The organism is Plantactinospora mayteni (assembly GCF_016862935.1).
GTDB lineage: Bacteria > Actinomycetota > Actinomycetes > Mycobacteriales > Micromonosporaceae > Plantactinospora > Plantactinospora mayteni.
Map to the genome: position 1 here is coordinate 39420 of NZ_BONX01000034.1, position 17416 is coordinate 56835.

The 17416-nt window shown below is 73.1% G+C and carries 11 protein-coding genes; 5 read left to right on the top strand and 6 right to left on the bottom strand.

Annotated elements, in window-relative coordinates; translation table 11 throughout:
* Position 1 precedes the first annotated feature (1 nt).
* Together Pma05_RS24160 and Pma05_RS24165 are read left to right on the top strand one after the other, a co-directional pair.
* Positions 2 to 1744: a bifunctional 3'-5' exonuclease/DNA polymerase gene (locus Pma05_RS24160; protein WP_203859749.1), complete on the top strand. Its 1743-nt coding sequence runs from the start codon at positions 2 to 4 to the stop codon at positions 1742 to 1744.
* Between the two features lie 119 nt (positions 1745 to 1863).
* Positions 1864 to 2463, top strand: a complete 600-nt coding sequence (locus Pma05_RS24165) for a nucleotidyltransferase family protein (RefSeq protein WP_203859750.1) — start codon at positions 1864 to 1866, stop codon at positions 2461 to 2463.
* 92 nt (positions 2464 to 2555) lie between these two features.
* On the opposite strand, the gene Pma05_RS24170 is transcribed toward Pma05_RS24165, so the two are convergent.
* Positions 2556 to 3143, bottom strand: a complete 588-nt coding sequence (locus Pma05_RS24170; RefSeq protein ID WP_203859751.1) for a TetR/AcrR family transcriptional regulator — start codon at positions 3141 to 3143, stop codon at positions 2556 to 2558.
* 138 nt (positions 3144 to 3281) lie between these two features.
* On the opposite strand from Pma05_RS24170, the gene Pma05_RS24175 reads away from it, so the two are divergent.
* Positions 3282 to 4172 (top strand): SDR family NAD(P)-dependent oxidoreductase, encoded by an 891-nt coding sequence (locus Pma05_RS24175; protein ID WP_203859752.1) that lies wholly within the window; start codon positions 3282 to 3284, stop codon positions 4170 to 4172.
* 98 nt (positions 4173 to 4270) lie between these two features.
* Here Pma05_RS24175 and Pma05_RS24180 read toward each other — a convergent pair whose 3' ends face one another.
* From Pma05_RS24180 to Pma05_RS24195, 4 genes are all read right to left on the bottom strand, one after another.
* A complete protein-coding gene (locus Pma05_RS24180) occupies positions 4271 to 5080 on the bottom strand; it encodes a metal-dependent hydrolase (RefSeq protein ID WP_203859753.1) in 810 nt (269 codons plus the stop codon).
* 291 nt (positions 5081 to 5371) lie between these two features.
* A complete protein-coding gene (locus tag Pma05_RS42725; RefSeq protein ID WP_239312990.1) occupies positions 5372 to 7336 on the bottom strand; it encodes a serine/threonine-protein kinase in 1965 nt (654 codons plus the stop codon).
* 208 nt (positions 7337 to 7544) lie between these two features.
* Positions 7545 to 8861, bottom strand: a complete 1317-nt coding sequence (locus tag Pma05_RS24190; protein ID WP_203859754.1) for a glycosyltransferase family 4 protein — start codon at positions 8859 to 8861, stop codon at positions 7545 to 7547.
* A 201-nt stretch (positions 8862 to 9062) separates the two neighbouring features.
* Complete coding sequence (locus Pma05_RS24195) at positions 9063 to 10997, bottom strand: amylo-alpha-1,6-glucosidase (protein ID WP_203859755.1); 1935 nt, start codon at positions 10995 to 10997, stop codon at positions 9063 to 9065.
* Positions 10998 to 11143: 146 nt separating this feature from the next.
* On the opposite strand from Pma05_RS24195, the gene Pma05_RS24200 reads away from it, so the two are divergent.
* Both Pma05_RS24200 and Pma05_RS24205 read left to right on the top strand, forming a co-directional pair.
* Positions 11144 to 13825 (top strand): MGH1-like glycoside hydrolase domain-containing protein, encoded by a 2682-nt coding sequence (locus Pma05_RS24200; protein WP_239313014.1) that lies wholly within the window; start codon positions 11144 to 11146, stop codon positions 13823 to 13825.
* A gap of 177 nt (positions 13826 to 14002) precedes the next feature.
* The gene (locus Pma05_RS24205) at positions 14003 to 16267 is read left to right on the top strand and encodes a S8 family serine peptidase (RefSeq protein ID WP_203859756.1); all 2265 of its coding nucleotides are present in this window, start codon (positions 14003 to 14005) and stop codon (positions 16265 to 16267) included.
* A gap of 58 nt (positions 16268 to 16325) precedes the next feature.
* Here the strand turns inward: Pma05_RS24205 and Pma05_RS24210 are convergent, their stop codons facing one another.
* Entirely contained in the window at positions 16326 to 16982 is a 657-nt protein-coding gene (locus tag Pma05_RS24210) for a hypothetical protein (protein ID WP_203859757.1), read from the bottom strand.
* Between the last annotated feature and the right edge of the window lie 434 nt (positions 16983 to 17416).

Below are 17416 nucleotides of genomic sequence, written 5' to 3' on the forward strand. Positions count from 1 at the left end.
AGTGTCGGTCGGTGCGGGCAGAATCGTCGACGTGCTGGTGGCGGTGATCGGGGACGAGGACGGCGACGGAGGTCTGCTCCAGCCGTTGCATCCGGACGGGCGCCCTGCCGGAGCGAGCGAGCGGGTCGCCGACCTCGGCGCGGCGGTCGCGGCCCGGGAGCGGGCCGGCCGGCCGCGCTGGGTCTGGGCCTCCACCGCCGCGAGCTATCCCCGGCTGCTGCGCCAGGGTCACCGGGTGGAGCGCTGCCACGACGTCGAGCTGACCGAGGCGCTGCTGCTCGGCCAGGACGGGCGCTGGGGCGAGCCGCGCGGCCTGGCCGCCGCGTGGGCCCGGCTGACCGGTGCGCCGGTGCCGGCCGATCCGCCGCCCCGGGCCGCCGCACCGCCCGGCGACGGTCAGGCCGCGCTCTTCGACGTGCAGCCGGGGCCGCCGCCGCTCGGCCTCGACGCGTTGGTCCGGGTCCACGCCGACCAGCAGGCCCGGATCGCGGCGACGGCGCATCCGGGGCGGTTCCGGCTGCTGGTCGCGGCCGAGTCGGCCGGTGCGCTGATCGCCGCCGAGATGGGCGCGGCCGGGCTGCCGTGGCGGGCCGACGTGCACGACGCGCTCCTGGTCGACCTGCTCGGCGAGCCGTCGCCGGTGGGCGGGCCGCCGCGCAAGCTGGCGGAGCTGTCCGCGCGGATCGCCGCCGCCTTCGGGGTACGCCACCTGCACGCCGAGTCGCCGGCCGAGCTGCTCCGCGCCTTCGGCCGGGCCGGGCACGACCTGCCCAGCACCCGGGCCTGGGTGCTGCGCGGAATCGACCACCCGGCGGTCCCGCTGATCCTGGAATACAAGGAGCTCTACCGGATCTGGACGGCGCACGGCTGGGCCTGGCGGGACGCCTGGGTCCGGGACGGCCGGTTCCGTCCGGAGTACGTCCCGGCCGGGGTGGTCTCCGGGCGGTGGGCGACCCGGGGCGGCGGCGCGTTGCAGATCCCGAAGGTGGTCCGGCGGGCGGTGCTGGCCGATCCGGGCTGGCGGTTCGTGGTCGCCGACGCCGGCCAGTTGGAGCCGAGGGTGCTGGCGGCGGTCTCCGGGGACGCCCGGCTCGCCGCCGCCGGTGGCGCGGGTGACCTCTACGCCGCGTTGGCCGGGGATAGCTTCGGCGGTGACCGGGCCCGGGCCAAGCTGGCCCTGCTCGGCGCGATGTACGGCCAGACCGGCGGCGAGGCGATCCCCGCGCTGGCGGTACTGCGCCGTAGCTATCCGACCGCCTTTGAATACGTGGAGTCGGCGGCCCGGACCGGCGAGGGCGGCGGGCTGGTCCGGTCCTGGCTGGGGCGGACCTGTCCACCCGGCTCGGTCTCGGTGCGGGAGTCCGAGGAGGGCGAGGGGCCGGTGGTGGAGTCGGCCGCCGTCGACCCGTTCGGGCCGCGAGCCCGGGCCGCCGCTCGGGCCCGGGGCCGGTTCACCCGCAACTTCGTCATCCAGGCGACGGCGGCGGAGTGGGCGCTGACGCTGCTCGCCGGGCTGCGCAACGGGTTGACCGGGCTCGGCGGCGAGGTCGGGGCGGGCCGTCCCGAGCTGGTCTTCTTCCAGCACGACGAGGTGCTGGTGCACTGCCCGGCGGAGTGGGCCGACCAGGTGACCGCCCTGGTGCACGAGGCGGCGGCGCAGGCCGGGCGGCTGCTCTTCGGCGAGACTCCGGTACGGTTCCCGCTCGACGTCTCGGTGGTGGACTGTTACGCAAATGCGGCATAGCTGCGAATTGGTCCGATTAGTGCCGATACCTGGATGGCTTCCGCTCGTTGGGACCGGTGTGCGCGCGGCGGGGGTCGCGCGACCGGCGGAAGGTGACGGCGCTGAGTCGGATCGCAGGAATGATCATCGCCGCGGGCGGGGGACGCCGGATCGGCGGCCCGGAGGCGTTGCTGCACCAGGGGGAGCGACCCCTGGTGAACCAGGTACTCGACACGATGCGCGCGGCGGGCTGTGGGCCGCTGGTCGTGGTCCTCGGGGCCGCGGCCGACCAGGTACGGGCCACCGCCGACCTCTCCGGGTCGACGGTGGTGGTGAACCGCTCCTGGGGTACCGGGATCGGCTCGTCGATCCGGCTCGGCCTGGACGCCGTACCGGACCGCCGGATCGAGGCGGTGGTGGTGGTCCCGGTGGACATGCCGGGGCTGACCGAGGCGGCGGTACGCCGGGTGGCGGCGCTGCCCTACCCGGAGGCCCTGGTCTGCGCCACCTACGAGGGGTTGCGCGGCTATCCGATGCTCTTCGGCCGCCGGCACTGGCCCGGGATCGCCGCGCTGGCCAACGCTGACGTCGGCGCCCGGCCCTACCTGATGGCCCACAAGGACGAGATCGTCGACATCGCCTGTGACACGGTGGCGGACGGCAGCCGGGCGAACACCCCGGAACTGCTCGTCGCCTGGGGGCTGACCGTCCCGGTCCCGGCCCAGCGGGTCGCCGTCTGACCGTCCCGGTCCCGGCCCAGCGGGTCGCGGTCTGACCGTCCCCGTCCCAGCTCGGAAGCAGACCGAGACCGTCACGCTCACCATCGGCCGCGCTATCCCGCCTGGTGTGCCGCCGCGCCGCGCAGGTAGCCGAGCAGGTCGTCGATCAGTTCCTCGGGGCCGGCGTGCCCCTTGCCCCCGGATGCCAGGTGGCCCGTGGAGGCGAGGTCGGCCGCGCCGTGCGCGAGGGCGCGCAGCAGCGACGCCAGGCGTACCGGGTCGCCGGGTGGCAGTGCGCCGGCCTCTTGAGCGCTGGTGACGAGCTGGACCAGCAGCGTCTGTGCGTCGTGGGCGGCGGTGTCGAGTTCCTCGGATTCGATCGACCACCTGCCGAAGGTCAGCTTGAAGCGCGCGGGATGGTCGAGGGCCCAGGCGACGTAGTGGCGCAGGGTCGCCCGCAGGACGGCCTCCGGCGACCGCTCGCGTTCCATCGTCGCGCCGAGGGCCGCGCCCTGTCGGGCGAGTTCCCGGGCGGCGATCGCCGCGAGCAGCGCCTCCTTGCTGGCGAAGTGCTTGTACGGGGCGTTGTGCGACACCCCCGCCAGGCGCCCGACCTCGCGGAGCGTGACGGCTGGCACGCCACCCTCGTCGAGGAGGCGGGCGGCCACGTCGACCAGGGCGTCACGGGTACCAGGGGGCACCGGACCATGCTAGTCGTGGTTGACGCTGTCAACCTGACGGGCTAGGTTGACAACGTCAACCTGGTTGGCCGAGTCGGCCGACCGGCGGTCAGGATGGCCGGTCGTGGGACGACCGGGACAGGTGGACGAGGAGCACGGGTGTCACATCGAGGGAAACGGGCCGTGGTGACCGGGGCGACCAACGGCATCGGGGAGGCGATAGCCCGCCGGCTGGCGGCGGCGGGCATGACGGTGGTGCTGGTCGGTCGCAGCGACGAGCGTCTGGACCGGACGCGAGCGCGGATCGCCGCCGCCGTGCCAGATGCCGACCTGCTGCTCGAACGAGCGGACCTGTCTCTGCTCGCGGAGGTGCGGGAGCTGGCGAAGCGGCTCGGCCGGGAACCCCTGCCGGACGTGGTGATCAGCAACGCCGCCGTGATCGCGGAGGTCCGGGAGGTCACGTCGGAAGGGATCCCCCGGTTCCTGGCCACGAACCACCTCGCGCCGTACCTGCTGTTGCGGTCCCTGGTACGGCCCATCGGCCGGCGGGCGGCCCGGTTCGTCGTGGTGGGCGCGGATCCCGGCGGGCTCGCCAGGGTGCCGGTCGACCTGGACGACCTGGGCAGCCGGACGGGACGTGGGCTGGGCCCGCTTCCCAGCTTCCGCCCGTTCGTCGCGTACGGACGGACCAAGAACATGAACGCGATGTTCGGGTACGCGCTCGCCCGCAGGCTGGCGGGAACACGCATCACGGTGAACGGCGTGCATCCGGGCATCATCAAGGACACCGGGCTCGGCAAGGGCACCGCGCGCGGCACCCTCAGGGTCTTCAGCACGCTGTTGGGGTCGAGTCCCGGGACACCCGGGCCCGACGCGGGAGCGGACACGCCGGTGTGGCTGGCGACCACACCGGACGTCGAGGGGATCAGCGGGAGCTTCTTCGTCAAGCGCCGGCAGGTCAGCACCGCGCCGCACACCACCGACGTCGCGCGGTGCGATCGGCTCTGGGACGAGAGCGCACGCCTGGTGGGACTCGCCCCGGCGCTCTGAGGTCTCCGGGTGACCCGACCACCCGACCGACCGCCCGACCGCAAAAAACGTGACCGGCCCCGGCTCCAGAGATGGAGCCAGGACCGGGCGTCGGCGGCTCAGATCTCGATGTTGAACCGTCGGAGTACCGAGGGGGCGGCCAGGCCGAGTGCGGAGAGGATCGAGACCACCGTGAAGGCGCCACGCAGCACGATCGTCTCCACCTTGCCGCCCACCTTGACGGCGATCTTGTTCGGGATGCCGATCATCATCCACATGCGCCGCTTGATCGGCACTGGCCAGAGGATCGGCACCCCGTTGCTGGTGATGATGTCGCCCATGATGTGCACGAAGCAGCCGACCCCGACCGCCAGCCCCAGCATCGGGTAGCCCCGGTCGCCAGGCAGGTGCAGGAAGGTGAAGTATGCCGCCGCCGCCGACACCAGCGTCACGATCACCCAGCCGGCCCGCTTCGCCCACTCGTCGAAGAGCCCGCGCAGCGCCAGACCGATCATGAAGAAGAGGATGCCGATCACGGCCCACTTGCCGTACGCGGTGCAGAGCGCGGTGGTGCCCCAGCCGACCAGGAAGGTGAACGGCAGCGTGTGGGTCAGGGTCCGGTGGCCGTTGTTCCGGTGCGGATCCTTGCTCAGTTTGGTGGCGTGGTAGACGCCGAGGGAGATCTTCTCCATCACCTCGGCGAAGAATAGCGACACCACGCCGAAGGTACGGGCGACGGTCGCACCGCCCTGGTTCTTCGTGACCTTGCCGGACATGTCGAGGTCGGGGAAGAGCGCCCCGCCCGCGCAGACCGCCGTACCGACCGCGATCGCCAGCGGCGACTGCTCGTAGTCGGCGAAGAAGTTCAGGCCCCAGGACCCGGCCAACCAGACCGCGGCACCGGACAGTGCATGGGATGGTCCCATCATCGTCGTGCATCCTCCCCCGGGGTTACATCCCACACGGCTGGCGACACTGTGCCAAACAGGGGATCGCGAGGCAATCACCGTTTGATCCACAGTGCTGTCGCCGATGTCACGGTCCACTCCACCGGGTCGTTCCGGTGTGGTCAAACACGTACCCGACTCGGGTTTCCGGCCAGGTCAGCCGGGATGCGGACCGACGCGCGGGCCAACTCCGGAGGCGGCACGGCGGCACCGTTCTGCCGTATCGGCAAGTGGACTCCGGCGTGTCGCCGGGCCCGGGGGTACGACCCCGGCTCAGTCGACCGGCCGGAAGCTGGTCTGCACCATCCGCAGGTAGCTCTGGTTGACGCCCCAGTCGAACTCCCGGGTCAACCAGGAGACGGTGTACGCCCGGCCGGCCGAGGTGTTGATCAGCATCCGGGCGGCCTGCACCCGATCGCCGCGCGCATTGGTCCACCGGCACTCCCAGATCGCCCCGCCGGCCCGGATGTCCAGCGGCCCGATCCCGACCTGCTCGTACCCGGCCAGCAGACCCGCGTCGGTCAGCCGCCGCTCCTCCGCGAGCCAGTACCGCTCGCCGTCCCGGGTGGCCGGAGTGCTCGGATCGATGCTGAGCAGCCGCGCGGTGCCGGCGACCGGCTCACGGAAGCAGACCACCCGGCCGTCGGTGTAGCGGTGCCAGCCGATCGGCACGGCGATCCGGAACCCGGACGCGTCGGTGTACCAGGTCCAGTTGTCGATGAGCCCGAATCGTTCGTCCGGCGGGCGCGGCGCGGCGGTCACCGGCACGGTCCGCTCCGGCGGCGGAGCACACGGGAACGCCGCCGTCACCTGGGCGGTCGGCCGGCTGTCCGACGCCTCGGGCGGGCCCTCGCCCACCTGCGTGGCCCGCAGCGTCAACCCGGTGCCGAGACCGGCCAGCAGGGTCAGGGCCAGCACGGTGACCCCGATCCGCCAGACCCGCCCGCCGGGACCCCACCGACGGTTCCCTCCCGCCGCTTTCGGCCGGTCGGGGCCCGGCTGCCGCCCCGGGCCGCGACGCGCACCCCACACCCGATGCGGCTGCCGCCCCGCCCGGTCCCGCTCCGGGCCGCCCGCACCGGCCGGCCCCGGTGGGCCACCCCGGGCGGCGGGGTCGGCCGGACCGGCGGTACCCGTCGGCTCGGCCGGTGCGGTCGGCCGGTCCGGTGCGGCGGGCTGGTCCGGCCGGCCCCACCCTTTCGATCGCGGCGACTGGTCCCGGGCGGTGCGCTGGTTCGGCTGCGGTCGCTCGTCGGGCTGCGGGCGTTGGTTGGGCGGCCGTCGACGGCTCGGCCGTGGGGGCTCGGCCGGCGGATCGGCCGGAGCCTCCTCCGGGGCTGGCGGGCCGGTGACCGGCAGGGTCGGTGGCCGGCGGGCGAGGCTGCGGGCCAGCGCGAACGGGTGCCGGCCGGACCGGGGCGGCGGATCGGTGATCCGGCGGAGCAGACGTTCGACCTCGTCGGCGGTGAGCCGCTGCCGGGGATCGCGGCGGAGCAGCCCGGACAGCACCGGGCGGAGCGGGCCGGCCAGCCGGGTCGGGTCCGGTGGCGCCACCGCCAGCGCGGTCAGGGTGGCCATTGTGGTCGGTCGGCGGTACGGCGACCGGCCCTCCACCGCGGCGTACAGAGTGGCGCCCAGGGACCAGAGGTCGGACTCGACGGTGGAGGAGCCGTCCGCGGCCCGCTCCGGCGAGACGTACTGCGGTGAGCCGAGCACCACGCCGTCCCGGGTCAGCGCGCCGTCCCCGCCGTCCACGGTGGCCAGCCCGAAGTCGGTGAGCACCACTCGGCCGTCGTCCTCGGCGATCAGCACGTTGTGCGGCTTGACGTCCCGGTGCAGTACCCCCGAGGAGTGCGCGGCGCGCAGCGCGGCCAGCACCGCCAACCCGACCTCGGCGGTACGCACCGGCGACAGCGGCCCGTCCGCCTCCAGCACCTGCTGGACCGAGCGGGACGGCACGTACTCCATCACGATCCACGGGGAGGCGTCGTCGTGCACCACGTCGTAGACCCGGACCACGTTGGGGTGGTTGAGCCGGGCGGCGGTGCGCGCCTCGCGTAGCGTCCGGTAGCGCAGCTCGTCGCGCTCGTCCGGGGTCATCCAGTCCGGCGGCACCACCTGCTTGACCGCGACCGGGCGGGCCAGCATCTCGTCGTGGGCCAGCCAGACCCGCCCCATCCCACCGATGCCGATGGTGTGCAGCAGCAGGTAACGATCGGCGATCCGTCCCTGGTGCACCGGCGGCGTCCCTCTCTGCTACCCGCCGTACACGATAGCGAGCGGACAGTGCCTCCCGCATCAACTCTCGCCGCATAGGCACTGCTCGGAACATTGATCGGAGCGAAATTCACCGAACCGCTGAGGCCGGACCCACCGACGGCAGGTCCGGCGGTGCCGACGCGGGGCAGCGCGGTGCCGACGCGGGGCAGCGCGGTGCCGACGCGGGTCAGCAGGCGGCGCCGTCGAGGGCCAGCAGGTTCCCCTGGGGTACGACGATCCGCCCCGCCCCGCCCCCGGCCCGGATCCGTGGCGTTGGGCCGGCGTTCGCCGCGCTGGCGTAGACGGCGGCGGTACGGGCGGCGATGCTGGTCCAGCCGTACCGCTCGGTGACCATGGTGCGGGCCGTCCGAGCCACCCGGCGGGCGAAGACCTCGTCGCCGAGGAGCGAGTCGACCGCGCCGGCCAGCGCGTCCGGATCGCTGTGCGGGAAGGTGACCCCGGTGACCCCCGGCTCGACGATCTCGGCCAGTCCACCGGTGGCGGCGACCGCCAGCGGTGCCCCGGCGGCAGCCGCCTCCAGGGCGACCATCCCGAACGGCTCGTAGAGGCTCGGCACCACCGTGGCGTCGGTGGCGGCCAGCACCGCCGGCAACTGCCGCTCGGTCATGAACCCGGCGAACCGTACGCTCTGCTCCAGCCCGAGCCGCCGCGCCTGGTCCTGCAACTCCTGCTTGTACGGCCCGTCCCCGGCGATCACCACCCGCACCTCCGGGTGCCGCTCCCGCAGCCTCGGTACGGCGTGCACCAGGTGCTGTACGCCCTTCTCGTAGACCAGCCGGCCGGCGAACCCGACCAGCGGCCCGGCCCCGGCGTACCGCTTGCGGGCGGCGGCCACCGCCCGGGGCTGGGCCGACCAGGCCCGGTCGTCGACCCCGTTCGGCACCACCTCGACGTGCCCGGCCGGCAGCCCGAACAGCGCGTTCACCTGGTCGCGCATGTAGCCGGAGCAGGTGATCACCCGGTGCGACTCGTGGCCGAGCCAGTGCTCGACCGAGTGGATGGTCCGGTTCATCTCGTCCGGCAACCAGCCCTGGTGCCGGCCCGCCTCGGTGGCGTGGATCGTGGTGACCAGCGGGATGTCCAGGTGGTCGGCGAGGTTGATCGCGGTGTGCGCGACCAGCCAGTCGTGTGCGTGGATCACGTCGTAGTCGCCGGTCCGGGCGGCCCGCAACGCCGTCCGGGTCAGCGTGTGGTTGAACGCCATCGTCCAGGCCAGCAGGCTCGGGGTGGCCAGCGGGAAGCCGACCGGGTCCTCGGGGGCGCGCAGCACGTGCACCCCGTCGACGTACGCCTCCACCGGGGCGCCCTCGCCGTGCCGGGTCACCACGGTCACCTGGTGCCCGGCGGTGGCCAGCGCGGTGGCCAGCGCGTGTACGTGCCGGCCGAGCCCGCCGACCAGCACCGGCGGGTACTCCCAGGAGAGGATGAGCACCTTCAGCGGGCGGGCCGCGGGGAAGTTGACGACCTCGGCGTTCGGTGACATGGCCCAGCCCCCTTTGAATTGATTCCCACGCAGCCGCGTAGAGACACCCCTTACGGGTGCCTACGCGTCATTGGGTTAGGCCCAATACTGCCGGCGGTGGGAAAACCGGCGAAGACGTGGCCGTTGCGGGCGTGTAACGCCGCCCGGTCAGTTCCGCCACCCGGTCAGTTCCGCCGTGCCCGTAGAAGCTCCGCCGCCCGGTCAGTTCCGTCGTGCCCGCAGAAGTTCCGCCACCGACCACGCCTGGAACGGTGCCCCGGTCGCGCCGTGCGGCGGTACGGCGTCGGCGGTCTCGCTCACCGAGCCGAGCCCGTACTCCGGCAGGTGCGCCTCCAGCCCGGCGAACAGTTCGTCCACGGGCAGCCCGGCCCGGCGGCAGGCGTCGGCGTACGGGCCGATCAGCCAGGGCCAGACGGTGCCCTGGTGGTAGCCGGAGTCCCGTTCGGCGGGGCCGCCCCGGTGCCGCTCGACGTAGCCGGGGCTCTCCGGGGCGAGACTGCGCGGGCCGAGCGGGGTGAGCAGGGCCGCGCCGATCCGCCGCAGTATCGCCGGATCGGGGTCGAGCGGCGCGTACGGCAGCGACCAGCCGAGGAGCTGGTTGGGCCGGAGCAGGTCGTCGTCGTGCCGGTCGCCGGCCCCGCGCGGATAGGCCGGCGGCGGGGCGTCGACCACGTCGTAGAGCCAGCCGCTCGGGGCCGGGAAGCGGCGCCGGAACGCCGCCCGGGCCTTCCGGTGTGCGGCCGGGGCGGCCCCGGCGTCCTCGCCGAGCAGCCCGGCCAGCTCGACGACCGCCGCCAGCCCGTTGACCCAGAGCGCGTTCACCTCGACCGGCTTGCCGACCCGCTGGGTCACCGGTTCGCCGTCCACCCGGGCGTCCATCCAGGTCAGCGCCTCCCCGGGGCAGCCCTGGGTGAGCAGCCCGTCGGCCGGGTCGGCCACGATGCCGTACCGGGTGCCCCGCAGGTGGGCGTCGAGCACCGCGCGCAGCGCCGGCAGCAGCTCGGCGGCCAGGTCGGTGTCGTCGGCGACCGCCACGTGCCGGGCCACGGCGTGCAGGAACCAGAGCGTCCCGTCCACGGTGTTGTACTCCACCCGCCCCGTGTCGGCGGTGTTCGCCAACATCCCCTCCGACAGCGTCCCCGCGTACGCCCGGAGCAGTTCCCGCCCCTCGTCCGCCCGGCCGGTACCGAGGAACAGCCCCTCGTACCCGATCATCGTGTCCCGGGACCAGGCGCCGAACCACGGATAGCCGGCCACCACGTCCGGCCCGGTGTCGGTGCCGACCACGAAGGCGTCGGCGGCCAGGGTCAGGGTCGCCGCCACCGCGTCCGCCGGCCTGCCGGCCGCCACCACCCGGCGGTTGCGCCGGCGGGCCGCCTCGATCACCTCGTCGGCCGGCGGCGGCTCGGCGGCCAGGTCGCCGGCCCAGGCGAGCACCGAGACGCTCTCCCCGGGCCGGTCGAGCGTGCCGGTGAACCGGCCCGCATACCAGAGGTCCTCGTCCGGGGTGAGCCCCCGGGCCGCCTCCTCCCGGTGGTGCACCCCGTGCCACCACCGGCCCTCGGCCACCCACTCCGGCCCGGCCAGGCGGAACGCGTCCTCGACCACCGCTCCGCCGGCCGCCGGCTCGACCTTCGGTGCCGGCCCGTCCGCCCGCCGCTCGCCGTGGCCGTCCCGCCAGGTCAGCACGGCCGCCAGGCCGAGCCGGGCCGGGCCGCCGGCCACCAGCCGGTGCCGGACCGCCAGGCAGGAACGGCCGTACGCCATCGCCAGCTCCCGCTCCAGCACCAGGTCGCCGATCCGCCACCGCCAGCGCGGCAGCCCGTCGACCAGGTCGAAGCGCTCCAGCAGCTCGAAGCCGCGCGGGTCGACGTCGCCGGAGCGCCACTCGTGTGCGCCGAGCCGGACCGTCGCGCCGGAGGGCAGGATCAGCTCCGGGTCCAGGCTGACCAGCCCGAGCCGGCGGGCGCCCGGGGTGTCCCCGGCCACCATCAGCAGCCCGTGGTAGCGCCGGGTACGCAGCCCGCTCACCGTGCCCATCGCGTATCCGCCCAGGCCGTCCGGGACCAGCCACTCCCGGTCGACGCCGGCCTCCAGGTGACCGCAGACCCGCGGCCCGAACTCGATCGGCAGCATGGCGCCCATGATGCCCGCTGGAGGTGACAGGGCGCACACGGGCGGTGGTGACGGTCGCCGCGATCCTTGGCCGTCCGCGCCGGGACCGATCACAATGATCGGAAGGATGACCGTGGGGGATCGGTCGGATGGCGGGCGGGAGTCGAATGGACGACGGGCGGGACGCGGAGCGTACCGGGTTGGATCCGGAGCGTGCCGAGGTGGATCCGGAGCGCGCTCGGCTGGCCGAGGCCGACGCTGGCGAGGAGCCGTGGCGGGCCTGGGGACCCTACCTCGCCGAGCGGGCCTGGGGCACCGTCCGGGAGGACTACAGCGAGCACGGCACCGCCTGGGACTACTTCCCGCACGACCACGCCCGGTCCCGGACCTACCGGTGGAACGAGGACGGGATGGCCGGGATCTGCGACGAGTGGCAGACCTTCTGCTTCGGCCTGGCGCTGTGGAACGGCGCGGACCCGATCCTCAAGGAGCGGATGTTCGGCCTCGGCGGCGACGGCGGCAACCACGGCGAGGACGTCAAGGACTACTGGTGGTACCTGGACTCCACGCCCACGCACTCCTTCATGCGCTGGCGCTACCACTATCCGCAGGCCGCCTTCCCCTACGACGAGCTGGTCGCGGTCAACGCCGCACGCGGCCGGGACGAGCCGGAGTACGAGCTGGTCGACACCGGGATCTTCGACGACGACCGGTACTGGGCGGTGACCGTCGACTACGCCAAGGCGTCCCCGACCGACATGTGCGTCTCGATCACCGTGGCGAACCGGGGGGACGAACCGGCCACCCTGCACGTGCTGCCCACGCTCTGGTTCCGGAACACCTGGTCCTGGGGGCTGCCCGGCCGGGACCAGGTGCCGAAGCTGCACGGCACCCCGGGTCGGCTGGTCGGCGAGCACTGGGTACTCGGCCAGCTCGTGCTGGAGGGTGACGGCGAGCCGACCGCGTTGGTCTGCGACAACGAGACGAACACCGAGCGGCTGTGGGGGCTGCCGGGGCGCAGCGCGTACCCGAAGGACGGCATCAACGACCACGTGGTGAACGGCGCCGACTCGGTCAACCCGGCCGGCGAGGGCACCAAGGGGGCACTGCACTACGTGCTGGATGTGCCGGCCCGGGGCGAGGCGACGATCAGGCTCCGGCTCACCCGGACCGCCCCGCCGCCGGCCAGCGAGCCCGCGCCGCCGCTCGACCTCGGGGCGGAGCACGACGCCGTGCTGGCGGCCCGGCACGCCGAGGCGGACGAGTTCTTCGGCCGGCTGATCCCGGACGGCGCGTCCCGCGAGGAGGCGTCGGTGGCCCGGCAGGCGATCGCCGGACTGATGTGGGGCAAGCAGTTCTACCACTTCGACGTGCAGCAGTGGCTGACCGGCGACCCGGCCGCCGTACCGCCGCCGGACGGGCACCGGCACGGCCGGAACAGCTCCTGGCGGCACATGAACAGCTTCGACGTCATCTCGATGCCGGACCCCTGGGAATATCCCTGGTACGCCGCCTGGGACCTGGCGTTCCACTGCGTCACCATCGCCCGGGTGGACCCCGGGTTCGCCAAGGCGCAACTGCTGTTGCTGCTCCGCGAGTGGTATCTGCACCCGAACGGGCAGATCCCGGCGTACGAGTGGGCGTTCGGCGACGTGAACCCGCCGGTGCACGCCTGGGCGGCGCTGAAGGTCTTCGAGATCGACGGTGGCCGGGACTTCGACTTCCTGGCCCGGATGATGCACAAGTTGCTGCTGAACTTCACCTGGTGGGTCAACCGCAAGGACATCGGCGGCAACAACGTCTTCGAGGGCGGCTTTCTCGGGCTCGACAACGTCGGCCCGTTCGACCGGTCGGCCGCGCTGCCGCTGGCCGGGGTGCTGGAGCAGTCCGACGGTACCGGCTGGATGGCCATGTACGCGCTCAACCTGCTCGACATGGCGCTGATCCTGGCGGTACACGACCCGACCTACTCCGACATCGCGACGAAGTTCTTCGAGCACTTCGCGTACATCGCGGCGGCAGCGTACGACCAGGGGCTCTGGGACGAGGAGGACTGCTTCTTCTACGACGTGCTGCGGCTGCCGGACGGCACCAGCCGGCCGTTGAAGGTGCGTTCGGTGGTGGGGCTGCTGCCGCTGGCCGCGATCACCCGGCTGACCACGGTCACCCTGAACCGGCTGCCCGAGCTGACCGCCCGGCTGCGCTGGTTCCTGGCCAACAAGCCGGAGTACGCCCGGGTGATCGGCGGTCGCCGGCTCGGCGGCGACGGGCGGCAGCAGCGGCTGCTCTCGATGGTCGGCCCGGACCAGGTGGTCCGACTGCTCGCCCGGATGCTGGACGAGGAGGAGTTCCTCTCCCCGTACGGCCTGCGTACGCTCTCCAAGCGGCATCTGGCGAAGCCGTTCGCGGTGGAGTTGGGCGGCCAGGAGTTCACCGTCGGCTACGAGCCGGCCGAGTCGACCTCCGGGCTCTTCGGCGGCAACTCCAACTGGCGTGGCCCGATCTGGATGCCGACCAACTTCATGCTGATCTCCGCGCTCCGGGACCACGCGGCGTTCTTCGGCGACGACCTGCTGGTCGAGTATCCGACCCGGTCCGGCAGTAAGCACACCCTGACCGAGATCGCCGACGACCTCTCCGCCCGGCTGATCGCGCTCTTCGTACCGGACGACTGGGGCCGCCGCCCGATCTACGGGATCGCCGAACTGTTCCAGACCCATCCGGACTGGAAGGACCTGATCGCCTTCCCGGAGTATTTCCACGGCGACAACGGGGCCGGGTTGGGCGCCTGGCACCAGACCGGCTGGACCGCGCTGGTCGCCGACCTGATCCTCACCCTCCGCCGATAGCCCCGACCCTCCGCAGGTAACGGCCGTACCAGGTCCAGATGCCGACTGACCTGCTGTCGGTTACTGTCCGCCAGGATTCAAGTACCCCTCGTAGTGTCCCGTTAGCCGTTTTCCGGGTCGGCGTCGCGGCACCGTCGCGCGGGCCCCGGCCATCGGCAGGAGGGGAGAAGAATGGCGATGAGAATTGCCAGCACAACAGGTCAGCGGCGGGCGGGCCGACTCGCCGCCGGACTGGCCGTCGCGGTCACCGCCGGCCTGGTCGGCACGGCGGCAGTGCCGGCACCGGCGACCGCGGCACCGGCCGGCGGCACGATCCGGCACGCCGGCGGCGCCACCGCCGTCAGCGGAAGCTATCTGGTGGTACTCGACGACGCCTCCGTCAGCGCCGCCTCGGTGACCGACCGGGCCGGCGTACTCGCCGCCCGGGCCGGCGGAAAGGTGGCCCGCACCTACCGGCACGCGCTGCGTGGCTTCGAGTTCACCGGCTCCGCCGAGGCGGCCCGGCGGCTCGCCACCGACCCCTCGGTGGCATACGTCGAACAGAACCACCGGGTCCGGCTCACCGGTACGCAGACCCCGACCCCCTCCTGGGGCCTCGACCGGATCGACCAGCGCCCACTGGCGCTGGACAACAGCTACACCTACCCGAGCACCGGCAGCGGAGTCCGGGTCTACGTCATCGACACCGGGATCCGGCTCACCCACCGCACCTTCGGTGGCCGGGCGGTCTCCGGCTTCGACGCGATCGACGGCGGGCCCGCCACCGACTGCCAGGGGCACGGCACCCACGTCGCCGGCACCGTCGGCGGCGCCGAGTACGGGGTCGCCAAGGACGTGACCCTGGTCGCGGTACGGGTGCTGGACTGCACCGGCAGCGGCACCTACGCACAGGTGATCGCCGGCGTCGACTGGGTCACCGGCGACCACGACCCCGGCGAGCGCGCGGTGGCGAACATGAGCCTCGGCGGTCCGGCCAACAGCGCCGCCAACGCGGCGGTGGCGAACTCGATCGCCGACGGCGTCAGCTACGCCGTCGCGGCCGGCAACGAGAACGTCGACGCCTGCGGTGGCTCACCGGCCAGCGTTCCCACCGCGATCACCGTGGCGGCCACCGGCGGAATCCAGGGTGGCCCCGGCCGCAGCGACGCCAGAGCGACCTTCTCCAACTACGGCCCCTGCGTCGACATCTTCGCTCCCGGGGTGGCGATCGTCTCGTCGACCATCGCCAGCGACACCTCCAGCGGGGCGGCGGACGGCACCTCGATGGCCTCGCCACACGTGGCCGGTGCCGCCGCGCTCGTGCTGGCGCAGAACCCGTCGTACACCCCGCAGCAGGTGCGCGACGCCCTGGTCAACCACGGCACCCCCGGGCTGGTCACCAATCCCGGCCCCGGCTCGCCGAACGTACTGCTCTACGTCGCCGACGTACGGCCGCCCACCCACGACTTCGCGCTCACCGTCACCCCGGCCAGCGGCTCGACCGGCCCGGGCGGCGCGGTCACCGCGACGGTGGCCATCCGGATCACCGCCGGTTCGGCCCAGACCGTCGCGCTGACCGCCGCCGGACTGCCCAGGGGTGTCACCGCCACGTTCAGCCCGGCCTCCGTCGTCGCCGGCCGGTCGTCGGTGCTGACGATCCGGGTCGGCTCGGCGGCGGTGCCCGGCAGCTACCCGGTGACGGTCACCGGCACCGGCCCGTACGCCACCCGGACCGCCCGGTACACGCTGACCGTCAGCAACCCGGTCGGCTGCACCGGCACCAACAACACCGACGTGGCGATCCCGGACCTGTCGACCGTGGAGAGCGGGGTGACCATCTCCGGCTGTCCGGGCCGGGCGTCGGCGTCGAGCACCGTGCGGGTACGGATCCTGCACACGTTCCGCTCCGACCTGGTGGTCAGCCTGCTGGCGCCGGACGGCAGCGCGTACGTGCTGCACAACCGGACCGGCGGCGGTGAGGACAACATCGACCAGACCTTCCGGGTCGACCTGTCCAGCGAGACGGCGAACGGCCGGTGGCGGCTGCGGGTGCAGGACATGGCCCCGGCGGACGTCGGCCAGCTCGACACCTGGACGCTGAACCTGACCGCCGGTACGCCGACGGCCTGCGCCGGCGGCAACGCCACCGCCGTGGCCATCCCGGACCTCGGTACGGTGCAGAGCCCGATCGCGCTCGCCGGCTGCACGGGCAACGCCTCGACGACCAGCGCGGTCGCGGTGCGGATCTCGCACGGCCGGGTCGGCGACCTGGTACTGCGACTGGTCGCCCCGGACGGTAGCTCCTACCTGCTGCGCAACCGGGTCGTCGGCGCCTCACCGATCAACGAGACCTACCTGGTGAACCTGTCGACCGAGCCCCGCAACGGCACCTGGCGGCTACGCGTGCAGGACGCGGCCTCCCCGTACACCGGTCGCCTGGACGGTTGGTCCCTGACCACCTGACCGGATCGCAGGTGCCCCGGCCGGGGCACCTGCGCCGGGGAGAGATCGCGCTATTTCATCAGGCGGCGGTGGACCAGATGGCGGTGAAGGCTGCCGCCTCACCGGCCAGCCAGCGTTCGACCTGGTCGGGGCGGACGGCGGGGTCACGGTGGTGCGCGACGCCCCGGCGTATGTCGACCAGCACCGGCTCGGCGCCGGGCAGCACCTGGTCCATCTGCCGGCCCATCAGGTGCAGGGTGGCCAGCAGTGCCTCCTGGCTCGGCGGCTGCTCGTCGAAGTGCAGCCGGACGGCCTCCCGCCGGCCGTCGTCGTAACGTAGCCCGAGGTGCGGGTTGACCTTCACCGGCAGGTCGCCGACCATCCCGAGCGCGTCGTGGGTCTGGGCCAGCTCGACCGTCGACAGGTCGCCGAGCGAGTGCAGGTAGCTCACCGAGCCCGGAACGAGCGCCTCGTAGAGCGGGCGCCAGCGCGGCTTGACCACTCCGGCGATCTCGGCCAGGTGGCGGCCACCGGTCCGGAACGCGATGTCGGTCTTGAGCGCCTTGACGAGTTGCCCGTGCGGGTTGAAGCCGGAGCGGCTCGCACGTTGCTTGCGCAGGCCGCCGACGAACGTCGCCTTGGCCGGGCCGGTGCGGTCGACGTAACGGGTGAAGGCGAGCAGGGTGGCGTAGGGGAGGGGGGTGGCAGTGGGCGCGGTGGCGACGGACTCTGGCACGGCTGTCCTCCCAGTTCAGAAGCCGTTTTAGTACACACATTCTAATTGATTTTCGCCGCTGCGCCCAGCCCAAAAGGGTCGTATCGTTTGTCGCGTCCGCGCCAACCTTGCGGAGTCCGGACTTACCTTGCGGATGATCTTGCAGAGTCCGGATCTAGGTTGCGGATTCACCCGTACGTGCCGAGTTGGTAACGCGAGGCGGGCATCGACGGAGTGAAAGATGCCGTGGCATGACTGTCGACTCCTCGATGGATGTAGGGGTGGTGCGGCCGGTTGCTCGGAACCGGGAACGGACGTCCGGTCGGCCATACCGTGTGCATGTTCGGCTGACGAGCGAGGAGTGGCGCGACATCGCGGCGGCTGCCGCTCGTTCCGGGCTGAGACCGACCGGGTACGCCGGGGAGGCGGCGGTCGCTGCTGCTCGGGCTCATGTG

Bases quoted from the DNA above. Each gene is read 5' to 3' on its own strand.
- Pma05_RS24200 (WP_239313014.1), top strand. From the start codon at position 11,144: ATGGACGACGGGCGGGACGCGGAGCGTACCGGGTTGGATCCGGAGCGT.
- Pma05_RS24180 (WP_203859753.1), bottom strand. From the start codon at position 5,080: ATGATGGGACCATCCCATGCACTGTCCGGTGCCGCGGTCTGGTTGGCC.
- Pma05_RS24165 (WP_203859750.1), top strand. From the start codon at position 1,864: ATGATCATCGCCGCGGGCGGGGGACGCCGGATCGGCGGCCCGGAGGCG.
- Pma05_RS24190 (WP_203859754.1), bottom strand. From the start codon at position 8,861: ATGTCACCGAACGCCGAGGTCGTCAACTTCCCCGCGGCCCGCCCGCTG.
- Pma05_RS24195 (WP_203859755.1), bottom strand. From the start codon at position 10,997: ATGCTGCCGATCGAGTTCGGGCCGCGGGTCTGCGGTCACCTGGAGGCC.
- Pma05_RS24205 (WP_203859756.1), top strand. From the start codon at position 14,003: ATGAGAATTGCCAGCACAACAGGTCAGCGGCGGGCGGGCCGACTCGCC.